Annotated in this window: 13 protein-coding genes and 1 pseudogene; 10 read left to right on the forward strand and 4 right to left on the reverse strand. The window is 50.5% G+C overall.

Annotated elements, in window-relative coordinates; all coding sequences use genetic code 11:
- The first annotated feature begins 45 nt into the window (after positions 1-45).
- Positions 46-2,565: a beta-mannosidase gene (locus ACHHV8_RS09730; RefSeq protein ID WP_395158093.1), complete on the forward strand. Its 2,520-nt coding sequence runs from the start codon at positions 46-48 to the stop codon at positions 2,563-2,565.
- 189 nt (positions 2,566-2,754) lie between these two features.
- On the opposite strand, the gene ACHHV8_RS09735 is transcribed toward ACHHV8_RS09730, so the two are convergent.
- Positions 2,755-3,033 (reverse strand): helix-turn-helix domain-containing protein, encoded by a 279-nt coding sequence (locus ACHHV8_RS09735; protein ID WP_395158094.1) that lies wholly within the window; start codon positions 3,031-3,033, stop codon positions 2,755-2,757.
- A gap of 171 nt (positions 3,034-3,204) precedes the next feature.
- Here ACHHV8_RS09735 and ACHHV8_RS09740 point away from each other — a divergent pair, with 171 nt between their 5' ends.
- The gene (locus ACHHV8_RS09740) at positions 3,205-4,164 is read left to right on the forward strand and encodes a HipA domain-containing protein (RefSeq protein ID WP_395158095.1); all 960 of its coding nucleotides are present in this window, start codon (positions 3,205-3,207) and stop codon (positions 4,162-4,164) included.
- Entirely contained in the window at positions 4,161-4,898 is a 738-nt protein-coding gene (locus ACHHV8_RS09745) for an HIRAN domain-containing protein (protein ID WP_395158096.1), read from the forward strand. Before ACHHV8_RS09740 ends, ACHHV8_RS09745 begins: the two co-directional genes overlap by 4 nt.
- A gap of 378 nt (positions 4,899-5,276) precedes the next feature.
- On the opposite strand, the gene ACHHV8_RS09750 is transcribed toward ACHHV8_RS09745, so the two are convergent.
- Positions 5,277-6,146 (reverse strand): MFS transporter, encoded by an 870-nt coding sequence (locus ACHHV8_RS09750; RefSeq protein ID WP_395158097.1) that lies wholly within the window; start codon positions 6,144-6,146, stop codon positions 5,277-5,279.
- A 532-nt stretch (positions 6,147-6,678) separates the two neighbouring features.
- A complete protein-coding gene (locus tag ACHHV8_RS09755) occupies positions 6,679-7,245 on the reverse strand; it encodes a helix-turn-helix transcriptional regulator (RefSeq protein WP_395158098.1) in 567 nt (188 codons plus the stop codon).
- Positions 7,246-7,297: 52 nt separating this feature from the next.
- Here ACHHV8_RS09755 and ACHHV8_RS09760 point away from each other — a divergent pair, with 52 nt between their 5' ends.
- A complete protein-coding gene (locus tag ACHHV8_RS09760; RefSeq protein WP_395163700.1) occupies positions 7,298-7,441 on the forward strand; it encodes a hypothetical protein in 144 nt (47 codons plus the stop codon).
- On the opposite strand, the pseudogene ACHHV8_RS09765 reads toward ACHHV8_RS09760, so the two are convergent.
- A pseudogene (locus ACHHV8_RS09765) lies at positions 7,373-7,525 on the reverse strand (AraC family transcriptional regulator); the annotation flags it as partial. The gene ACHHV8_RS09760 and the pseudogene ACHHV8_RS09765 overlap by 69 nt on opposite strands.
- A 154-nt stretch (positions 7,526-7,679) precedes the next feature.
- Here ACHHV8_RS09765 and ACHHV8_RS09770 point away from each other — a divergent pair.
- The 6 genes from ACHHV8_RS09770 (at position 7,680) to ACHHV8_RS09795 (ending at position 13,991) form a co-directional block, all read left to right on the forward strand.
- Positions 7,680-8,453, forward strand: coding sequence for a sugar phosphate isomerase/epimerase family protein (locus ACHHV8_RS09770; RefSeq protein ID WP_395158099.1), 774 nt, complete (start codon positions 7,680-7,682; stop codon positions 8,451-8,453).
- Between the two features lie 66 nt (positions 8,454-8,519).
- The gene (locus ACHHV8_RS09775; RefSeq protein ID WP_395158100.1) at positions 8,520-9,542 is read left to right on the forward strand and encodes a Gfo/Idh/MocA family protein; all 1,023 of its coding nucleotides are present in this window, start codon (positions 8,520-8,522) and stop codon (positions 9,540-9,542) included.
- 282 nt (positions 9,543-9,824) lie between these two features.
- Positions 9,825-10,697, forward strand: coding sequence for a 3-hydroxyacyl-CoA dehydrogenase family protein (locus ACHHV8_RS09780; protein ID WP_395158101.1), 873 nt, complete (start codon positions 9,825-9,827; stop codon positions 10,695-10,697).
- Positions 10,694-11,908, forward strand: coding sequence for an acetate/propionate family kinase (locus ACHHV8_RS09785; RefSeq protein ID WP_395158102.1), 1,215 nt, complete (start codon positions 10,694-10,696; stop codon positions 11,906-11,908). Before ACHHV8_RS09780 ends, ACHHV8_RS09785 begins: the two co-directional genes overlap by 4 nt.
- A gap of 43 nt (positions 11,909-11,951) precedes the next feature.
- Positions 11,952-13,250 carry an asparagine--tRNA ligase gene (asnS, locus tag ACHHV8_RS09790; RefSeq protein WP_395158103.1) on the forward strand — a complete coding sequence of 433 codons (1,299 nt, stop codon included), beginning with the start codon at positions 11,952-11,954 and terminating at the stop codon, positions 13,248-13,250.
- A 78-nt stretch (positions 13,251-13,328) separates the two neighbouring features.
- The gene (locus ACHHV8_RS09795) at positions 13,329-13,991 is read left to right on the forward strand and encodes a DnaD domain protein (protein ID WP_395158104.1); all 663 of its coding nucleotides are present in this window, start codon (positions 13,329-13,331) and stop codon (positions 13,989-13,991) included.
- The last annotated feature ends 241 nt before the right edge of the window (positions 13,992-14,232 follow it).

Consider the following 14,232-nt stretch of genomic DNA (forward strand, 5'->3'; position numbering starts at 1 on the left):
CAATCGGATGGGTTTACTTATAATAGGGAGCAGGAGTGGGACGTTATGGAGCTTAAGAGCTTATGGAGAATTCAGCATTTTGACGTGGGACAGGTCAGGCCGCAGGAGCTTGCCTTCCCCGGATTGGACGACCGTTTCTGGATTACCGCCAAGGTGCCTGGGGATGTGCATTCCGCGTTAATCGAGAGAAATATTATCGAGAACCCGTATTTCGGGCATAACGATGCCAAAAGCCGCTGGATCGAACAGAAGGAATGGTGGTACCGGACATCCTTCGACTATGTGATCGAGGAAGACAGCGAAGAGAAGCATGAGCTGATTTTCGAAGGGCTGGACACCTTCGCGACGGTTTTCTTGAACGGTCTTGAGATCGGCAGCACGGACAATGCGTTGATGGCGCACAGCTTTGATGTGACGCGTGTGATCCGCAACGGCTGGAACAGCATTGCAGTGAAATTCGATCCGTTGTATCTGCACAACAAGAACAAGGAACAGTTCCAATGGTCCTCCTACACGAAGGAACGTCCGTGGCTCCGCAAAGCGGCGATGAATTTCGGCTGGGACTGGGGTCCGAGAATGGTAACGGTCGGCATCTGGGGCAAGGTACGCGTGGAGCGTTACCGGCAGGCGAAGCTGGAGAGCGTCTATGCCCGTACGGTATCGGCTTCTGCCGATCAGGCGCTTGTCCGCGTGGACTTAGATGTGACGTCGTATCGTAAACACGCAGTGAAGTCCTGCAAGGTACGTCTAGTTGACCGGGAAGGACGGATTGCCGCCGAAGCCGAGCTGCCTGTGAACGGCAAACAAGGAACCGCCGACTTGACAGTCGCTTCTCCTCGGCTTTGGTGGACGCATGATCTGGGCGAGCCGTATCTGTATGAGCTCGAAGTCGTGCTTTTGGCCGACGGGCAGCAGGTAGACGCTTATAAAAAGCCATTCGGTATCCGGACGATCGAGCTTCAGCTGAAGGATGAAGAAGGGAACAACGCCTTTGCATTTCTTCTCAATGGGGTAAAGGTGTTCGCCAAGGGCTCCAACTGGATTCCGGCCGACAATTTCATCGGCGCCATTCCGGATGACCGCTACCGCGATTTGATCGATTTGTCGGTCGAATCCAATATGAATATGCTTCGTATTTGGGCGGGAGGCATCTACGAAACGGACGTATTTTACGACGAATGCGACCGCCGCGGCGTGCTCGTATGGCAGGATTTCGCTTTTGCGAATGCCTTGTTCCCGGATTTTAACCGGAATTTCATGGACAACGTGCGCAAGGAAGTGGTGTACAATGTCACAAGACTCCGCAACCATGCGTCGCTGGCGCTATGGTGCGGCAACAACGAGATCGACTGGCTGTATGACATGAAGTCCTCCGAGGGGAGCATCACGACTCCGTTCTACGGCGAGAGCATTTACCATGAGCTGATTCCCGAGGTGCTTGAAGAGCTGGATGACAGCCGTCCTTACTGGCCGTCCTCGCCGTTTGGCGGCAATGACGCCAACGACCCGGATGCAGGCGACCGCCACAACTGGCAGGTATGGCACGGTTCGGTGTATCCGCGCAAGTTCGGGGAGAAGCCGATTCTCGACTACAGCATTCAAGGCGTCACGTTCAAAAATTATAAAAAAGATTTCACCCTGTTCAGCAGCGAGTTCGGCATGCATGCCTCAGCCAACCGCTATACGCTGGAGAAGCATATTCCGGATGGCCAGTTCTACTGGGGCAGCGTCGAGATGGCTTACCGCAACAAGGATACGAACCATCAGAAGGGCATTCTGCTGATGGAAGGCTATACGGGGATTCCGACGAATATCGAGGAGTATATGAACTTCTCCATGCTGACGCAGGCGGAGGGCTTGAAGTACGGGATCGAGCATTACCGCCGGAACAAAAAGCGGACAAGCGGCTCCCTTGTATGGCAGCATAACGACAGCTGGCCGGGGACAAGCTGGTCGCTGATCGATTACGAGCTGCTGCCGAAGGCATCGTTCTACTATGCGAAAAAGTTTTACCATCCGCTGCTGCTCACGGTAGACCACGAGCCGGGACAGCCGCTTCAGGTATGGGCTGTGAACGACCGTGTGGAGGCTTATCAGGGCCAAGTCACGCTTCGCGTCTACGATTTCGCCGGGAAGCCGCTGTTTGAGCGTACGTTCGACGCCGCGGTACCTGCCAATGGAGCGGTGCAGCTGGGCAGCCTGACGGAAGCCGAAGTATTGAACGGAAGCGCGGCGGAAGAGGTTGTTGTGAAGCTGACGGCGAACGGCTTCGACGCGCCGGATAATGTGTATTATCTGCGCGATCCGAAAGAGCTGCGGCTGCCTGCCGCATCGCTGAAGGTCGTAGCTGACGAAGAAGAGCAGACCGTTACCGTGACCGCCGAAGGGCATCATGCGCGTCTCGTCAAGATCGATTTGCCGCAGGGCAACATCCGCTTCAGCGACAACTTCTTCGATCTGCTGCCGGGCGAGTCGGTCACCGTTCGGATCCGCGATCCGAAGGGGAACCGGGTATCGTTTGCCGGACTGAACGTTTCGGCTTTGAACGGCCGTAGCAATAACTAAAAGCTTTAGCTCGGTCGGAGTTTGCAGGTGCTAATTGTAGAAAATAACCAAAAGCCGGTTCTCTGTTCATAGGAGAATCGGCTTTTGGTTTAGAAAATGCTGTGTGGCTTATGGGCCAAAAAAGATCAGGAGCAAGCTTCACAGTGATAATATACCAAAGAAATTGTAGCAATCGAAATAGATATCTTGTTATTTTAAATGTTGCATAATGTCACTAGGTTGTACTCCGAAGTGAGTACATATTTTATCCAAGACCTCCATAGATACGTATTCATTTTTTCCGAGCTTGGCTAGGGTAGCTGTTGAAAGGCCAAGAATTTCACGGAACTCAGTTTTAGATAAATTTGCATCAATTAAGAGCTTCCAAAGCGGGTTATAGGAGAAAGGCAATTTAACCAGTCCTTGTGATATATTATTCAAATTATAAAATATAATATTTAACTTTGCAAATATTATGTTTGACCTCAAATTTTATAATGATATAATTTACATATTAACTACAACTTGTCTTACGGAGTAGCGGAGTTGGATATGCATTCTAGTACAGTTAATTATATCCAGCTTATCCACTATTAAATGTGGCATATTTTGGGATGTTTGATATAATCAAGTAAAATAATTGACCCTATGGTGATGAGAATGTATGAAGTAGTGGATATAACTAACTGGAAGACAGAAAAGATTAGAGCATCGGGATCTAAAGAAAAAAGTTGGTACAGAAGACCGGAAGATAATAAATTGTTTTTGTTCAAACTCCCGGTATCATTGACTTCAGAATCATGGAGAGTATTAAATGAGTCAACTGGAGAGATGTGGTCGGAAAAAATCGCTTACGAAGTAGGGAAAGTTTTAAATATATTTACTCATACAGTTGAAATTGGTTGTATCGAAGCAAATGATGAAATTATCAATTCATATGGCATAACACCTGAAAAAATAAAGTCAGGGGTGATATATGGAGCGCTTTGCTGCTCTTTTCTTGAAGAAGGGTTAGAGAGTTTAATTGAAGGTGCGGATATGATTTCTGATTTTGATTACACCTATGATCGAGAAACATTACGAGGAACAATTGAGATTTATAATTATGATCTTCTAATTAGGGTGTTTCAAAAATACAATATCATTGATAAGTTGTATAGTATGCTAATCTTCGACACGCTTATCGGCAATACTGATCGTCATCAAGATAATTTTGGGTTAATTAAAGACGAGGTAACTCGCAAATTATTTTTTGCTCCCCTTTATGATAACTCTTCAAGTCTTGGCAGGGAACTGACGGATGATCGAATTAAATTAATGTATAGAGATGCACAAATGCTTAATTCTTATTACTTTGGAAAGAAATCTGCGTCACGTATATGGTGGGGGGACATTAATGACTACAAGCGGTTAAATTCTTTTGAATTTTTTAAAAAAGCTGGTGAAGTTACTCCGGAATTAAAAGCTATGCGGTATATAGTACAATTGCTTACTGATGATAAAATAGATGAAATAGTGCACAAGGTGCCAGTAGAAGTAATGAGTGATATGAAAAAGGATTTTGTTTCAGATTTTTTGAAATTTAGACGAAATTACATTCTTGAGGGTGTATATAAATGAGTAAGGTATCTTTTAATAAATTGTTAATTAATTGGAAGAGTCAAGAAACCAAGAAAAACTACTTGGTTGGGGTCCTTGAGAAAAAAGATTCAAAATATAAGTTCTTCTATATCAGTAATATCTTGATCGAAGCAGGTAAAGAAGGATTTACGCCATTTGTTGGATTAAGCGAAACTGAAAAAATTTACGAAAGTGAAAAATTATTTCCTGTTTTTGAAAGAAGGCTTCCGAATAAAAATAGAAGCGATTTTAAAAAGTTTCTGCAAGATAACAATCTCGATTTATCTGATGATGTCTACTGGGATTACTTTGTTATTACTCACGGCAGATTAGCTACGGATTCCCTCTCCTTTTCTAACCCTGTAGTAATTGAAAATGAGCGTATGTTTTTCAGTTTCGATGTTGCTGGATGGTCAATTTATAAAATAGCTAATGCTCAAATTTCTCGACTAACAGAATTGACATTACATATTGAAGAAGATAACGAACATGATCCATTTGCTGTTAAAATCTTGGATTCAAAAAAGATGAATCTCATTGGCTATATTCCGAGACCATTTAATGTTCTATTTTATAGGCTACTGAAAAATAATCTTTTGATTTCAGCCCAGATTTATCATATTGACCCGGAAAACTATCGTCCAAGTGTCATTATTACGGCGCTTGGCAAGTCTGTTGAGTTTATTAGAGAAGAAAATGACTTACAATATTTAATCGACTATCATGGGGAATGATTTAGTCAAATCTTCCTTACCCGATGTGAAGTGCACCGCTTAGAATACATATTGGAAAAATTGAGTATTCCAATGGTTTCTAAGGGGTGCATCTTTATGGCAATCAAAGGACAAGAGAGGGAGGTTCGATGACTGAGCTAGAGGGGAGACGCCAGAGATGTCGATCAAAAGCGATACGTTCAAGAGTTAAATCGGGAGAATCAAATGCTAAAAAGTGTTTGGAAATAAGATGCGCAACCGGCGAATGCAACTTAAATGAGCTCTGTAGCGTGCCGAGTGTACCGGCGCTGCGCAATAATACACGCGTGTGCGCTAGACTACCGATCGGACCGTGATTGTATATCTCGTGTTCAGAATAAAGCAAAGGTTTTGTTAAAATTAATCTCCATCCGCTGCCGTCTCCGTGCCTGCGCCGTGATGAAGATGACGCAAGCACCACAGAGTAACGACGAGCAGCAGCGGAATCCAGAAAATCAATACCGACTGAATGGCGGCAGATACGCCGCCGCGGTCGGCAAGGGCACCGATCGTCCAGAAGGTGACGATCATGCCGCACGAGATCATCATATTGAATACGGACAGCATGGTCGCACGCATGGAGGAAGGGACCAGCTCATTCAAATACGATTCGAGCAGCGGCTCCAAATAGCTGATAAATACAGATAGCATCAGGAAGGCGCTGACCAGCGGAAGCGGCTTGCCTGTAGCGGACAGCATGATCAGAAAGGCGGTAAACCCTGCCGCCGATATCACAATCGAAGCTTTCTGACCGAGCCGCCGCTCCCCTATATAGGCAATGGCGGTGATGCCGGCGGAGATCCAGGTTTCGGCTCCGTTCAAGGTACCGATCTCTCCATGGGAGAAGCCGTTGGATTGGAAGAGGAGCTGGCTGTAGAAGGTGATGGTCCAGGCCATGGAATGAAGCATCATGCCGAGCAGGCTCAAGGTGAGAAAAGGCCGGTTGTCCTTGAGGAAGCCGAAGCATTGGGCGATCTGTGCGGCAAAACCAAGCTCGGTTACGCCTTGAATCAGCGTAGAAGACTTGTGCTCGGCTGTCTCCGCCTTCTTACCGCCGGCTCCTCCGGCGGCTGACGCTTCCGCCATAAGACAGACGAGACCGAAGGACAGCAGATGAATCGCCGCTTTGCCCAAATAAACGTATGTCCAGTTCACATCCGCCAGCATTCCGCCCAGGCTGCCGCTGACGCCCATGGATACCAAGGCGACGGCGGATAAATGGGAGGTCATCCGTTTGAACAGCCGTTCCTTCTTTTGCGCTTGCAGCGATTCGTATACAAGTGCGCTGGTCGCACCGGACTGCAGGGTGCCGACAAGCCCGCCCAGCAGAAACCCGAGGATGATGGCGGCCGGACCCGATCCCAGGCCCAGAGCTAAGGCGGCCCCCAGCCCGAGCAGCTGGGAGAGCAGCAGGCTGGACCGGTTTGCCGTAACGATCGGCCAAATACCCTGTCGGAATTTCGCATAGGAAAATGACTGTATGATAGATGGCTTCGATCAGCCCGATCTCGGCAAGCGTGAAGCCGCGCGAAACGAGAAACAGCATCCAGATGCCGCGGTCGAGGATGAAGGAGTTCAATAATTGATAGCCGAAAAACAGAGGAATGTTTCCGGCAGGCGATGGTTTACGCATAGGTTCTTCTCCTTTGGGATGAGGCCTTATGCCGTAGATTACCATATTTTGGACGCGTGAACCCGATAAAAAACAATTATAAATATTTCCCCGCCTCTATAATTCATTGTTGAATAGGGAACGGGAAAGCTAACCCCGGGGCTTTAGCCCGGTCTCGGCCGGCTGAAAGGGCTGGCCGCCCTCATGACCGAGCCGGTACTGCTTGGGAGAAACGCCGTACTTCTCGCGGAATACGCGATGGAAGTATGAATAGCTGGCAAAGCCCGACGTCTCGGCAATTTGCTCGAGGGTCATCCCGGTATACTGCATGCGTTCGATCGCCGAGGAAAGCCGGATTTCCAGCGCATACTGGATGATCGTTTTGCCGAAGCTCTCCTTGAATAAGTGAACCGCCCGGGAGACGCTGATGCCGACGTGGCCCGCGACATCCTCTACCTTGAGCGGAAGAAAGGCGTGCTCTTCAATGAAGCTTTTCATTCGGGAAGCGAGGTAGGAGCTGCCGTGCAGCATGCGGGTCTCCGTAATGGCGCGGTCGATATGCAGGCACAGCGCCCGGAGCAAATAATCCGACAGCTCCTTGTTCTCCTCCTCGAACCGGCGCTTCTCCAGTATAATCTGACGCCACAGGGTCAACAGCCGCTCGTAGGCGGCAATCCGGACCTTTTTGAGGCTTTTTTCCTTTTCTCCACCAGGCATCGAGCCAGTCGCCCTTGCAAAAAATGTAATAATCGCCGCTGGACACCACCGTTTGATTCAGCTTGTTCCAATGCTCCTCGACGCGAAGCTCGTAAGGATCGCCCGGCTGGATCAGCAGCAGATCGCCCTGCTCAAGAGTGTGAAGCGTCCCGCGGACAAGCGCTTGCGACGCGCCCTCGGTTTGCAGCCGGAATAAGTAGGAGGGAACCCCTTCCTTATGGCTGTTCTGAAACGGCTGGGCATGATAGGAATAACCGCAGGTTAAAATGGTGGAAAGCATCTCGTACAAGACCCCTTTATCGTTTCGCGCCGCATAAGCCCGAAAATATCTTAGCCAAATAGTTCATGTCATGACCACATCGTTCATAGCTATTATAGGGCATGTCTGATTAAATTAATATCAAATACATCATTTCTATGGAGGTACTGATTCGATGAGAAGAATGGGTATTGGTTTGCAGCTTTACACTGTGCGTGACGACTTGGCTAATGATTTCCGCGGAACGCTGCGCCGTGTGGCCGAAATGGGCTATGAGGGCGTTGAGTTTGCCGGTTACGGCGGACTGTCTGCCGAAGAGCTGAAGGAATTGCTGCAGGAACTGAATTTAAAAGCGATCGGTGCTCATGTAAGCCTTGCCAATATGAAAGCCGATTTGAATAAAGAGATCGAATATTTGCGTACGATTGGAGCGCATTACCTGATTTGTCCTTTCATCGCTGCCGATGACCGTAAAGATGTGGAAGCCTGGAAGGGCTTGTTCTCCTACTTCGCGCAAGCGGGACAGCAGGTGAAGGAGCAGGGGCTTCAATTCGCTTACCATAACCATGCTTTTGAATTCGAGCTGAAAGTGGACGATCAATACGTATTCGACGCTTTGTACGCGTCTGCGTCTCCGGAAGCTCTGCAGGTGGAGCTGGATGCGGGCTGGGTGCAATTCGCAGGTCTGGACACGCTTCAATATATCGCTAACTATGCAGGACGTCTGCCGCTGCTGCATCTGAAAGATTTTAAAGGCATCGTCAACGGACAAATCAATACCGTAGAGCTGGGCCACGGCGAAATCGATCTTCCATCGGTTATCCAGGCAGGCTCCGACGCAGGAGTCGAGTGGATTATCGTCGAGCAGGACCGCTGCGCGAACCCGCCGCTCGAAAGCGTTGCAACCAGCTATAACTGGCTGAAAGATAACTATTTGTCCAAGTTTTAACGGATACCGGCCTGAAATAAGCATCAATTTACTAAATCAAGAGCATATAAGGAGTCGAACAAGACAATGAGCAAAGTTAGAGTAGCGGTTGTGGGCTGCGGGTCCATTTCCAAGCATAGACATATTCCGGAATACGCGGCCAATCCGAACGTGGAATTCGTAGGCTTCTGCGACCTGATCCTGGAGAGAGCGGAGCATTACGCACAGCAGCACGGCGGAAGAGCGTATACAAGCTATGAAGAAATGCTGAAGGCGGAAAAGCCTGACGCTGTCAGCGTGTGCACGCCGAACGTGCTGCATGCTCCTTACGCCATTATGGCGGCGAACGCAGGCGCTCACGTGCTTGTCGAGAAGCCGATGGCAACGAGTGAAGCCGATGCTCTGGCTATGATCGAAGCGGCCAAGAAGAACGGCGTCTACCTGATGGTAGGCCATAATCAGCGTCTGATGCCTCCTCACCAGAAGGCAAAAGAAATTTTGCAGACCGGCAAAATGGGGAAAGTGATTTCCTTCCGTACGTCCTTCGGACATCCGGGACCGGAGCGTTGGAGCATCGACGGGCGAGACAGCTGGTTCTTCCGCAAAGAAGAAGCGATTATGGGCGCTATGGGCGATCTTGGCGTACATAAATCCGATTTGATCCGCTGGCTGCTTGATGACGAGGTTGTTGAGGTTGCGGCTTTCGTCAATACGCTGCACAAAGAAGGTACGGATGTAGACGATAACGCGACTTGCGTCCTGCGCATGAAGAGCGGCACGATCGGTACGCTCGTAGCCAGCTGGACTTATTACAAGGGCGGCGACAACAGCACCGTGCTCTGGTGCGAGAACGGCGCAATGCATATCGGTACGCATCCGGTAGATCAAGTGATCGTTGAGCTGCGCGACGGCTCCGTTGAGAAATATCAAGTCGGCGCAATGGCGACGAACGAGAAGCAGCTGCCAAGCGGCGTGATCGACGCTTTCGTGGAATCGATTGTGACGCAAACTCCGCCGAGCATTTCGGGCGAAGAAGGCTTGAGATCGTTGAACGTTATTCTGGCTGCGTTCGAATCGCAAGCATCGAAGAAAGTTGTTCCGTTGTCCTAATTTTGCTTCATTCACATATAATGAAACCAAGCAAGCCTGCGAAACCGGATGTCCGGCCGCAGGCTTTTTTTTCATGATAGAATTGATATGTTTTCGGGGCCCCCGCAAAGTATCTGAGTTCGCTTCGAAGCATAAGCCTCACTTTGTGGGGTTTTTTAGGGTCTAAATGAACTTGGCATATAATGGAGCCGGCAAACAATATTCAACAAATATACCCAGAATGGAACGCATAATCAGGTTATAATAGACATGTGGGATAGTTGGTGAATAGGGGGAATCGGCATGCAATGGAACAGAATTGGAGTTATTGGAGCCGGTACAATGGGACAAGGCATTGCAGAGATGCTTGCCGCTCAAGGCATTGAAGTGGTGCTGGTGGAGCGGACGGCAGAGAAGCTGGATCAGGCTATAGAACAGATCGAGATCAGCCTGGACAAGCAGATGGAGAAATGGGCCATTACGGCCGTCGAAAAGAAGCTCGTTTTATCGCGTATACATAAAGAAACGGATATGAATGAAATAACCGATTGCGAAATGGTTATCGAATCGATCAGCGAAGACCTCGAGTTGAAGAAACAGCTGTTCCGCCAGCTGGACGCGCTGTGCCCGTCGGCAACCATACTTGCGAGCAACACGTCGACGCTCAGTCTTACGGAAATTGCGGCTGAGACGCAGCGGCCGGAGCGGGTGATCGGCATGCATTTTCTGTATCCGGTATCGAAAATACATCTTGTCGAAATCATCCGCGGCTTAAAGACATCCGAAGCGACGTTCAACCTGACCAAACGCTTCGTAGAAGATACGCTTCAGAAGCGGGGCATCCAGGTATATGAATCCCCCGGTTTTGTGACGACGCGTCTCATCTGCGTGCTGATCAATGAAGCGATGCATACGCTGTCCGAGCGTGTGGCAAGCGCCGAGGATATCGATACCGCCATGCGGATCGGGTATGACTTTCATTACGGCCCGCTGGAAATGGCCGACCGTTTCGGCCTCGATTCCGTTCTATCGGCCATGGAGCGCATGTTCCGCGAGTTCGGGGACGTGAAGTACCGCCCATCCGTGCTGTTGAAGCAGATGGTACGGGCAGGCCAGCTCGGAACGAAAACCGGCCAAGGCTTTTTCCGTTATGACAAGGAAGGTGACCGTCTATGAAAATTTTGGTAATCAACGCAGGCAGCTCATCTGTTAAGTTTCAGCTGTATGAGATGGAAGACGAATCGGTGCTGGCCAAAGGCAAGGTGGAACGCATCGGGATGGATTCCGCTATTTTGAGCTACGAGCCTTCCGGCAAGCAGGAGGTACGCCAGGTGGAGGAGATTCTGGAGCATACGACGGCCATTCGCAAGGTGCTTGACCTGCTGACTGACCCTGAGCATGGGGTACTCGTATCGACCGGGGAAATCCAGGCTGTCGGCCACAGGGTCGTTCACGGGGGAGAATCGTTCTCCAGCTCCGTCATTATCAATGATGAGGTGAAGCAGGAAATCAAACGGCTGTTTGATTTGGCTCCGCTGCACAATCCTGCGCATTTGCTCGGCATTCAAGCGGTGGAGAGGAACATGCCGGAGGTGCCGCAGGCCGTCGTATTCGATACGGCGTTCCATCAGACGATGCCGCCGCAGTCTTATTTGTACCCGATTCCGATGGTGCTGTACAAGAAGCATAAGGTTCGGCGTTACGGCTTTCATGGCACCTCCCATGCCTATGTGAGCGAGAGAGCTGCGAAGCTGATGCAGCGTCCGCTGGACGAGCTGAAGCTGGTGACGTGCCATATCGGGAACGGTGCGAGCTGCACGGCTGTGCTCAACGGCAAGTCGTACGATACGAGCATGGGAATGACCCCGCTGGAGGGACTGATGATGGGGACGCGCAGCGGCGACATTGACCCGGCGATCGTGCCTTATGCGATGAGCAAAGAAGAGCTGACGCTGAGCGAGGTCAACTCGATGCTGAATAAACACAGCGGATTAATGGCTATTTCCGGCATCAGCAGCGATATGCGGGAAATTGTGCAGGCGATGGGCACCGGCGACCGCAGCGCCGCGCTGGCCTTCGATATGTACGAGTACCGTCTGCGAAAATATATCGGCGCCTACGCCGCGGCGATGAACGGCATCGACGCCTTGGTGTTCACGGCGGGAGTCGGAGAGAACTCGGCGGATCTTCGCGCCTCCGTCTGCCGCAAGCTGACCTTCCTCGGATTGGAGCTGGACGAGCAGGCTAATGAAATTAGATCCGGCGAGGAGAGAAGGATTTCCACAGAGGGCTCGGCCGTTCAGGTGTGGGTCATTCCCACCAATGAGGAGCTTGTTATTGCACGGGATACGCATCAGTTGATTTCTGACCGCATAGATGTAGTATAATGAGCAGGTTAACCCTAAGATGCAGGAAGGATGAATCCAAACGATGAGCCGTAATTTATCCATGATTCGCGATATCCATCAACACAAAGACGGTACGGTAACGATTGGCTGCTGGCTGCATAACAAGCGGTCCAGCGGTAAAATTCAGTTTTTGCAGCTGCGCGACGGCTCCGGATTTGTCCAAGCCGTTGTCGTGAAGAGCGAGGTGCCCGAGGAAGTATGGGAAGCCGCAGGCAAGCTGACGCAGGAAAGCTCTCTGTACGTCACAGGCACGGTTCGCGAGGATACGCGCAGCAAGAGCGGCTACGAGCTGACGGTAACAGGCATCGAGATTATACAAATTACGGCGGATTACCCGATCACGCCGAAGGAGCACGGGGTCGATTACTTGATGGATCACCGGCATTTATGGATCCGGTCGCCGCGGCAGCGGGCTATTCTGGTCGTGAGGGCGCAAATCATCCGCGCCATTCAGCAATTTTTTGACGAGCGGGGCTTTCACTTGATCGACCCTCCGATTCTGACGCCTTCGTCCTGCGAAGGAACGACGAATCTGTTTCATACGAAATATTTTGACGAGGACGCCTATCTCACGCAAAGCGGTCAGTTGTATATGGAAGCTGCGGCTATGGCTCTGGGTAGAGTGTATTCGTTCGGACCGACGTTCCGTGCGGAGAAGTCGAAGACCCGCCGGCATTTGATCGAGTTCTGGATGATTGAGCCGGAGATGGCTTTTGTTACGCATGAGGAAAATCTCGAGGTACAGGAGCAGTTCGTCTCTCACATTATCCGGTCCGTACTGGACAACTGCCGTGCGGAGCTGGAGGTGCTGGAGCGGGATACGTCCAAGCTCGAGAAAATTCAAGCGCCGTTCCCGCGGATTACGTACGACGAGGCGGTGCAGTTCCTGAAGGACAACGGGCACGAGTTTGAGTGGGGAGAAGACTTCGGAGCGCCTCATGAGACGGCTATTGCGGCCAGCCACGATAAGCCGGTGTTTATTACCCACTATCCGACGGAGATCAAGGCGTTCTACATGAAGCCGGATCCGCAGCGGCCGGAGGTGGTGCTGTGCGCGGATATGATCGCTCCGGAAGGCTATGGCGAGATTATCGGCGGCAGCCAGCGGATCGACGATCCGGAATTGATGGAGGAACGTTTCCTGCAGCACGAGCTGTCCAAGGAAGCGTACCAATGGTATATGGATTTGCGTAAGTACGGGACGGTGCCGCACTCCGGCTTCGGATTGGGGCTGGAGCGGACGGTAGCCTGGATTTGCGGATTGGATCATGTAAGGGAAACGATTCCGTTCCCGAGATTGCTGTATCGTCTGTATCCTTAAGGCGCGGCACAACGCCGCAAGGCTGGGTACAGGCGGGAACGGCGTACGTTTGCCAGTGAAGAGAGGACATGGAAGAGGATGAAACGTAACGAGATAGAACAGAGCGAGCTTTTGGCGGCTTTCACGGCAGGCTGGCGTTCCGGCAATGTGGCGGTACCCTATCTGCTGTTAGCTTCTTACCGCCAGTTAAAGCTGTCCGAGGCGGAAGTGATGCTCATCATTCATGTGATGGCGCTCATGGAGAAGGAGAACAAGGACTTTCCGACGCTGGAGGAGCTGCAGGGGAGAATGAGCATTCCGCCGGAGAAGGTGATCGCCGCGCTTCAAAAGCTGCTGAAGGAAGGCTTGCTGTCCATTGACGAAGGATTCGACCCGGTAACCGGCGTTCAGAATGAGAAATACAATTTCAATCCGCTCATGGAGCGGCTGGCCGCCTGCTGGCTGGAGGAAACGACCAAGCGTCAGCAGCAGGAGGAGCCTCCGGTGCGTAAAGATATTTTTTCGATCTTCGAAAAAGAATTTGCCCGTCCGCTCACGCCGATGGAGCTTGAATCGATTACCGGCTGGCTGGATAAAGACGGCTATCCCGAGGATTTGATTCTGGCGGGGCTGAAGGAAGCGGTGTTTGCGGGAAAAGTGCATTTCCGGTATATCGACCGGATTTTGCTCGAATGGAGCCGCAACCGGATCAAGACGGTGGAGCAGGCCAAGGAGCATTCGCAGAAATTCCGCACCCGATAATATTTTTATAGCATGTTATGTTAGTTAGGACTTGAAGAAGCAGCGTCTTTCCCTGAACGGCTCGTGGGGAACGGCGCTTTTTTTATTCATTTTGTTGAATCCTTTTTCATTCGAGGTTCGTCTTAAGAAGAGTGATGGAAGAACTAACCATAAGCAGAACAATTTCGGTGGAGGGAGGCAGGGGCAAGGACAGCTTCGCAAGCAATCGGACCGGAAGTGCGGCGGGCTCACTCGTTAACCG

Origin of the sequence: Paenibacillus sp. TAB_01 (assembly GCF_043945595.1) — a bacterium.
Taxonomy (GTDB): Bacteria; Bacillota; Bacilli; order Paenibacillales; family NBRC-103111; genus Paenibacillus_S.

Bases quoted from the DNA above. Each gene is read 5' to 3' on its own strand.
- ACHHV8_RS09775 (WP_395158100.1), top strand. From the start codon at position 8,520: ATGAGCAAAGTTAGAGTAGCGGTTGTGGGCTGCGGGTCCATTTCCAAG.
- asnS (WP_395158103.1), top strand. From the start codon at position 11,952: ATGAGCCGTAATTTATCCATGATTCGCGATATCCATCAACACAAAGAC.
- ACHHV8_RS09745 (WP_395158096.1), top strand. From the start codon at position 4,161: ATGAGTAAGGTATCTTTTAATAAATTGTTAATTAATTGGAAGAGTCAA.
- ACHHV8_RS09780 (WP_395158101.1), top strand. From the start codon at position 9,825: ATGCAATGGAACAGAATTGGAGTTATTGGAGCCGGTACAATGGGACAA.
- ACHHV8_RS09795 (WP_395158104.1), top strand. From the start codon at position 13,329: ATGAAACGTAACGAGATAGAACAGAGCGAGCTTTTGGCGGCTTTCACG.
- ACHHV8_RS09755 (WP_395158098.1), bottom strand. From the start codon at position 7,245: ATGCCTGGTGGAGAAAAGGAAAAAAGCCTCAAAAAGGTCCGGATTGCC.
- ACHHV8_RS09740 (WP_395158095.1), top strand. From the start codon at position 3,205: ATGTATGAAGTAGTGGATATAACTAACTGGAAGACAGAAAAGATTAGA.
- ACHHV8_RS09750 (WP_395158097.1), bottom strand. From the start codon at position 6,146: ATGACCTCCCATTTATCCGCCGTCGCCTTGGTATCCATGGGCGTCAGC.
- ACHHV8_RS09770 (WP_395158099.1), top strand. From the start codon at position 7,680: ATGAGAAGAATGGGTATTGGTTTGCAGCTTTACACTGTGCGTGACGAC.
- ACHHV8_RS09785 (WP_395158102.1), top strand. From the start codon at position 10,694: ATGAAAATTTTGGTAATCAACGCAGGCAGCTCATCTGTTAAGTTTCAG.
- ACHHV8_RS09730 (WP_395158093.1), top strand. From the start codon at position 46: ATGGAGCTTAAGAGCTTATGGAGAATTCAGCATTTTGACGTGGGACAG.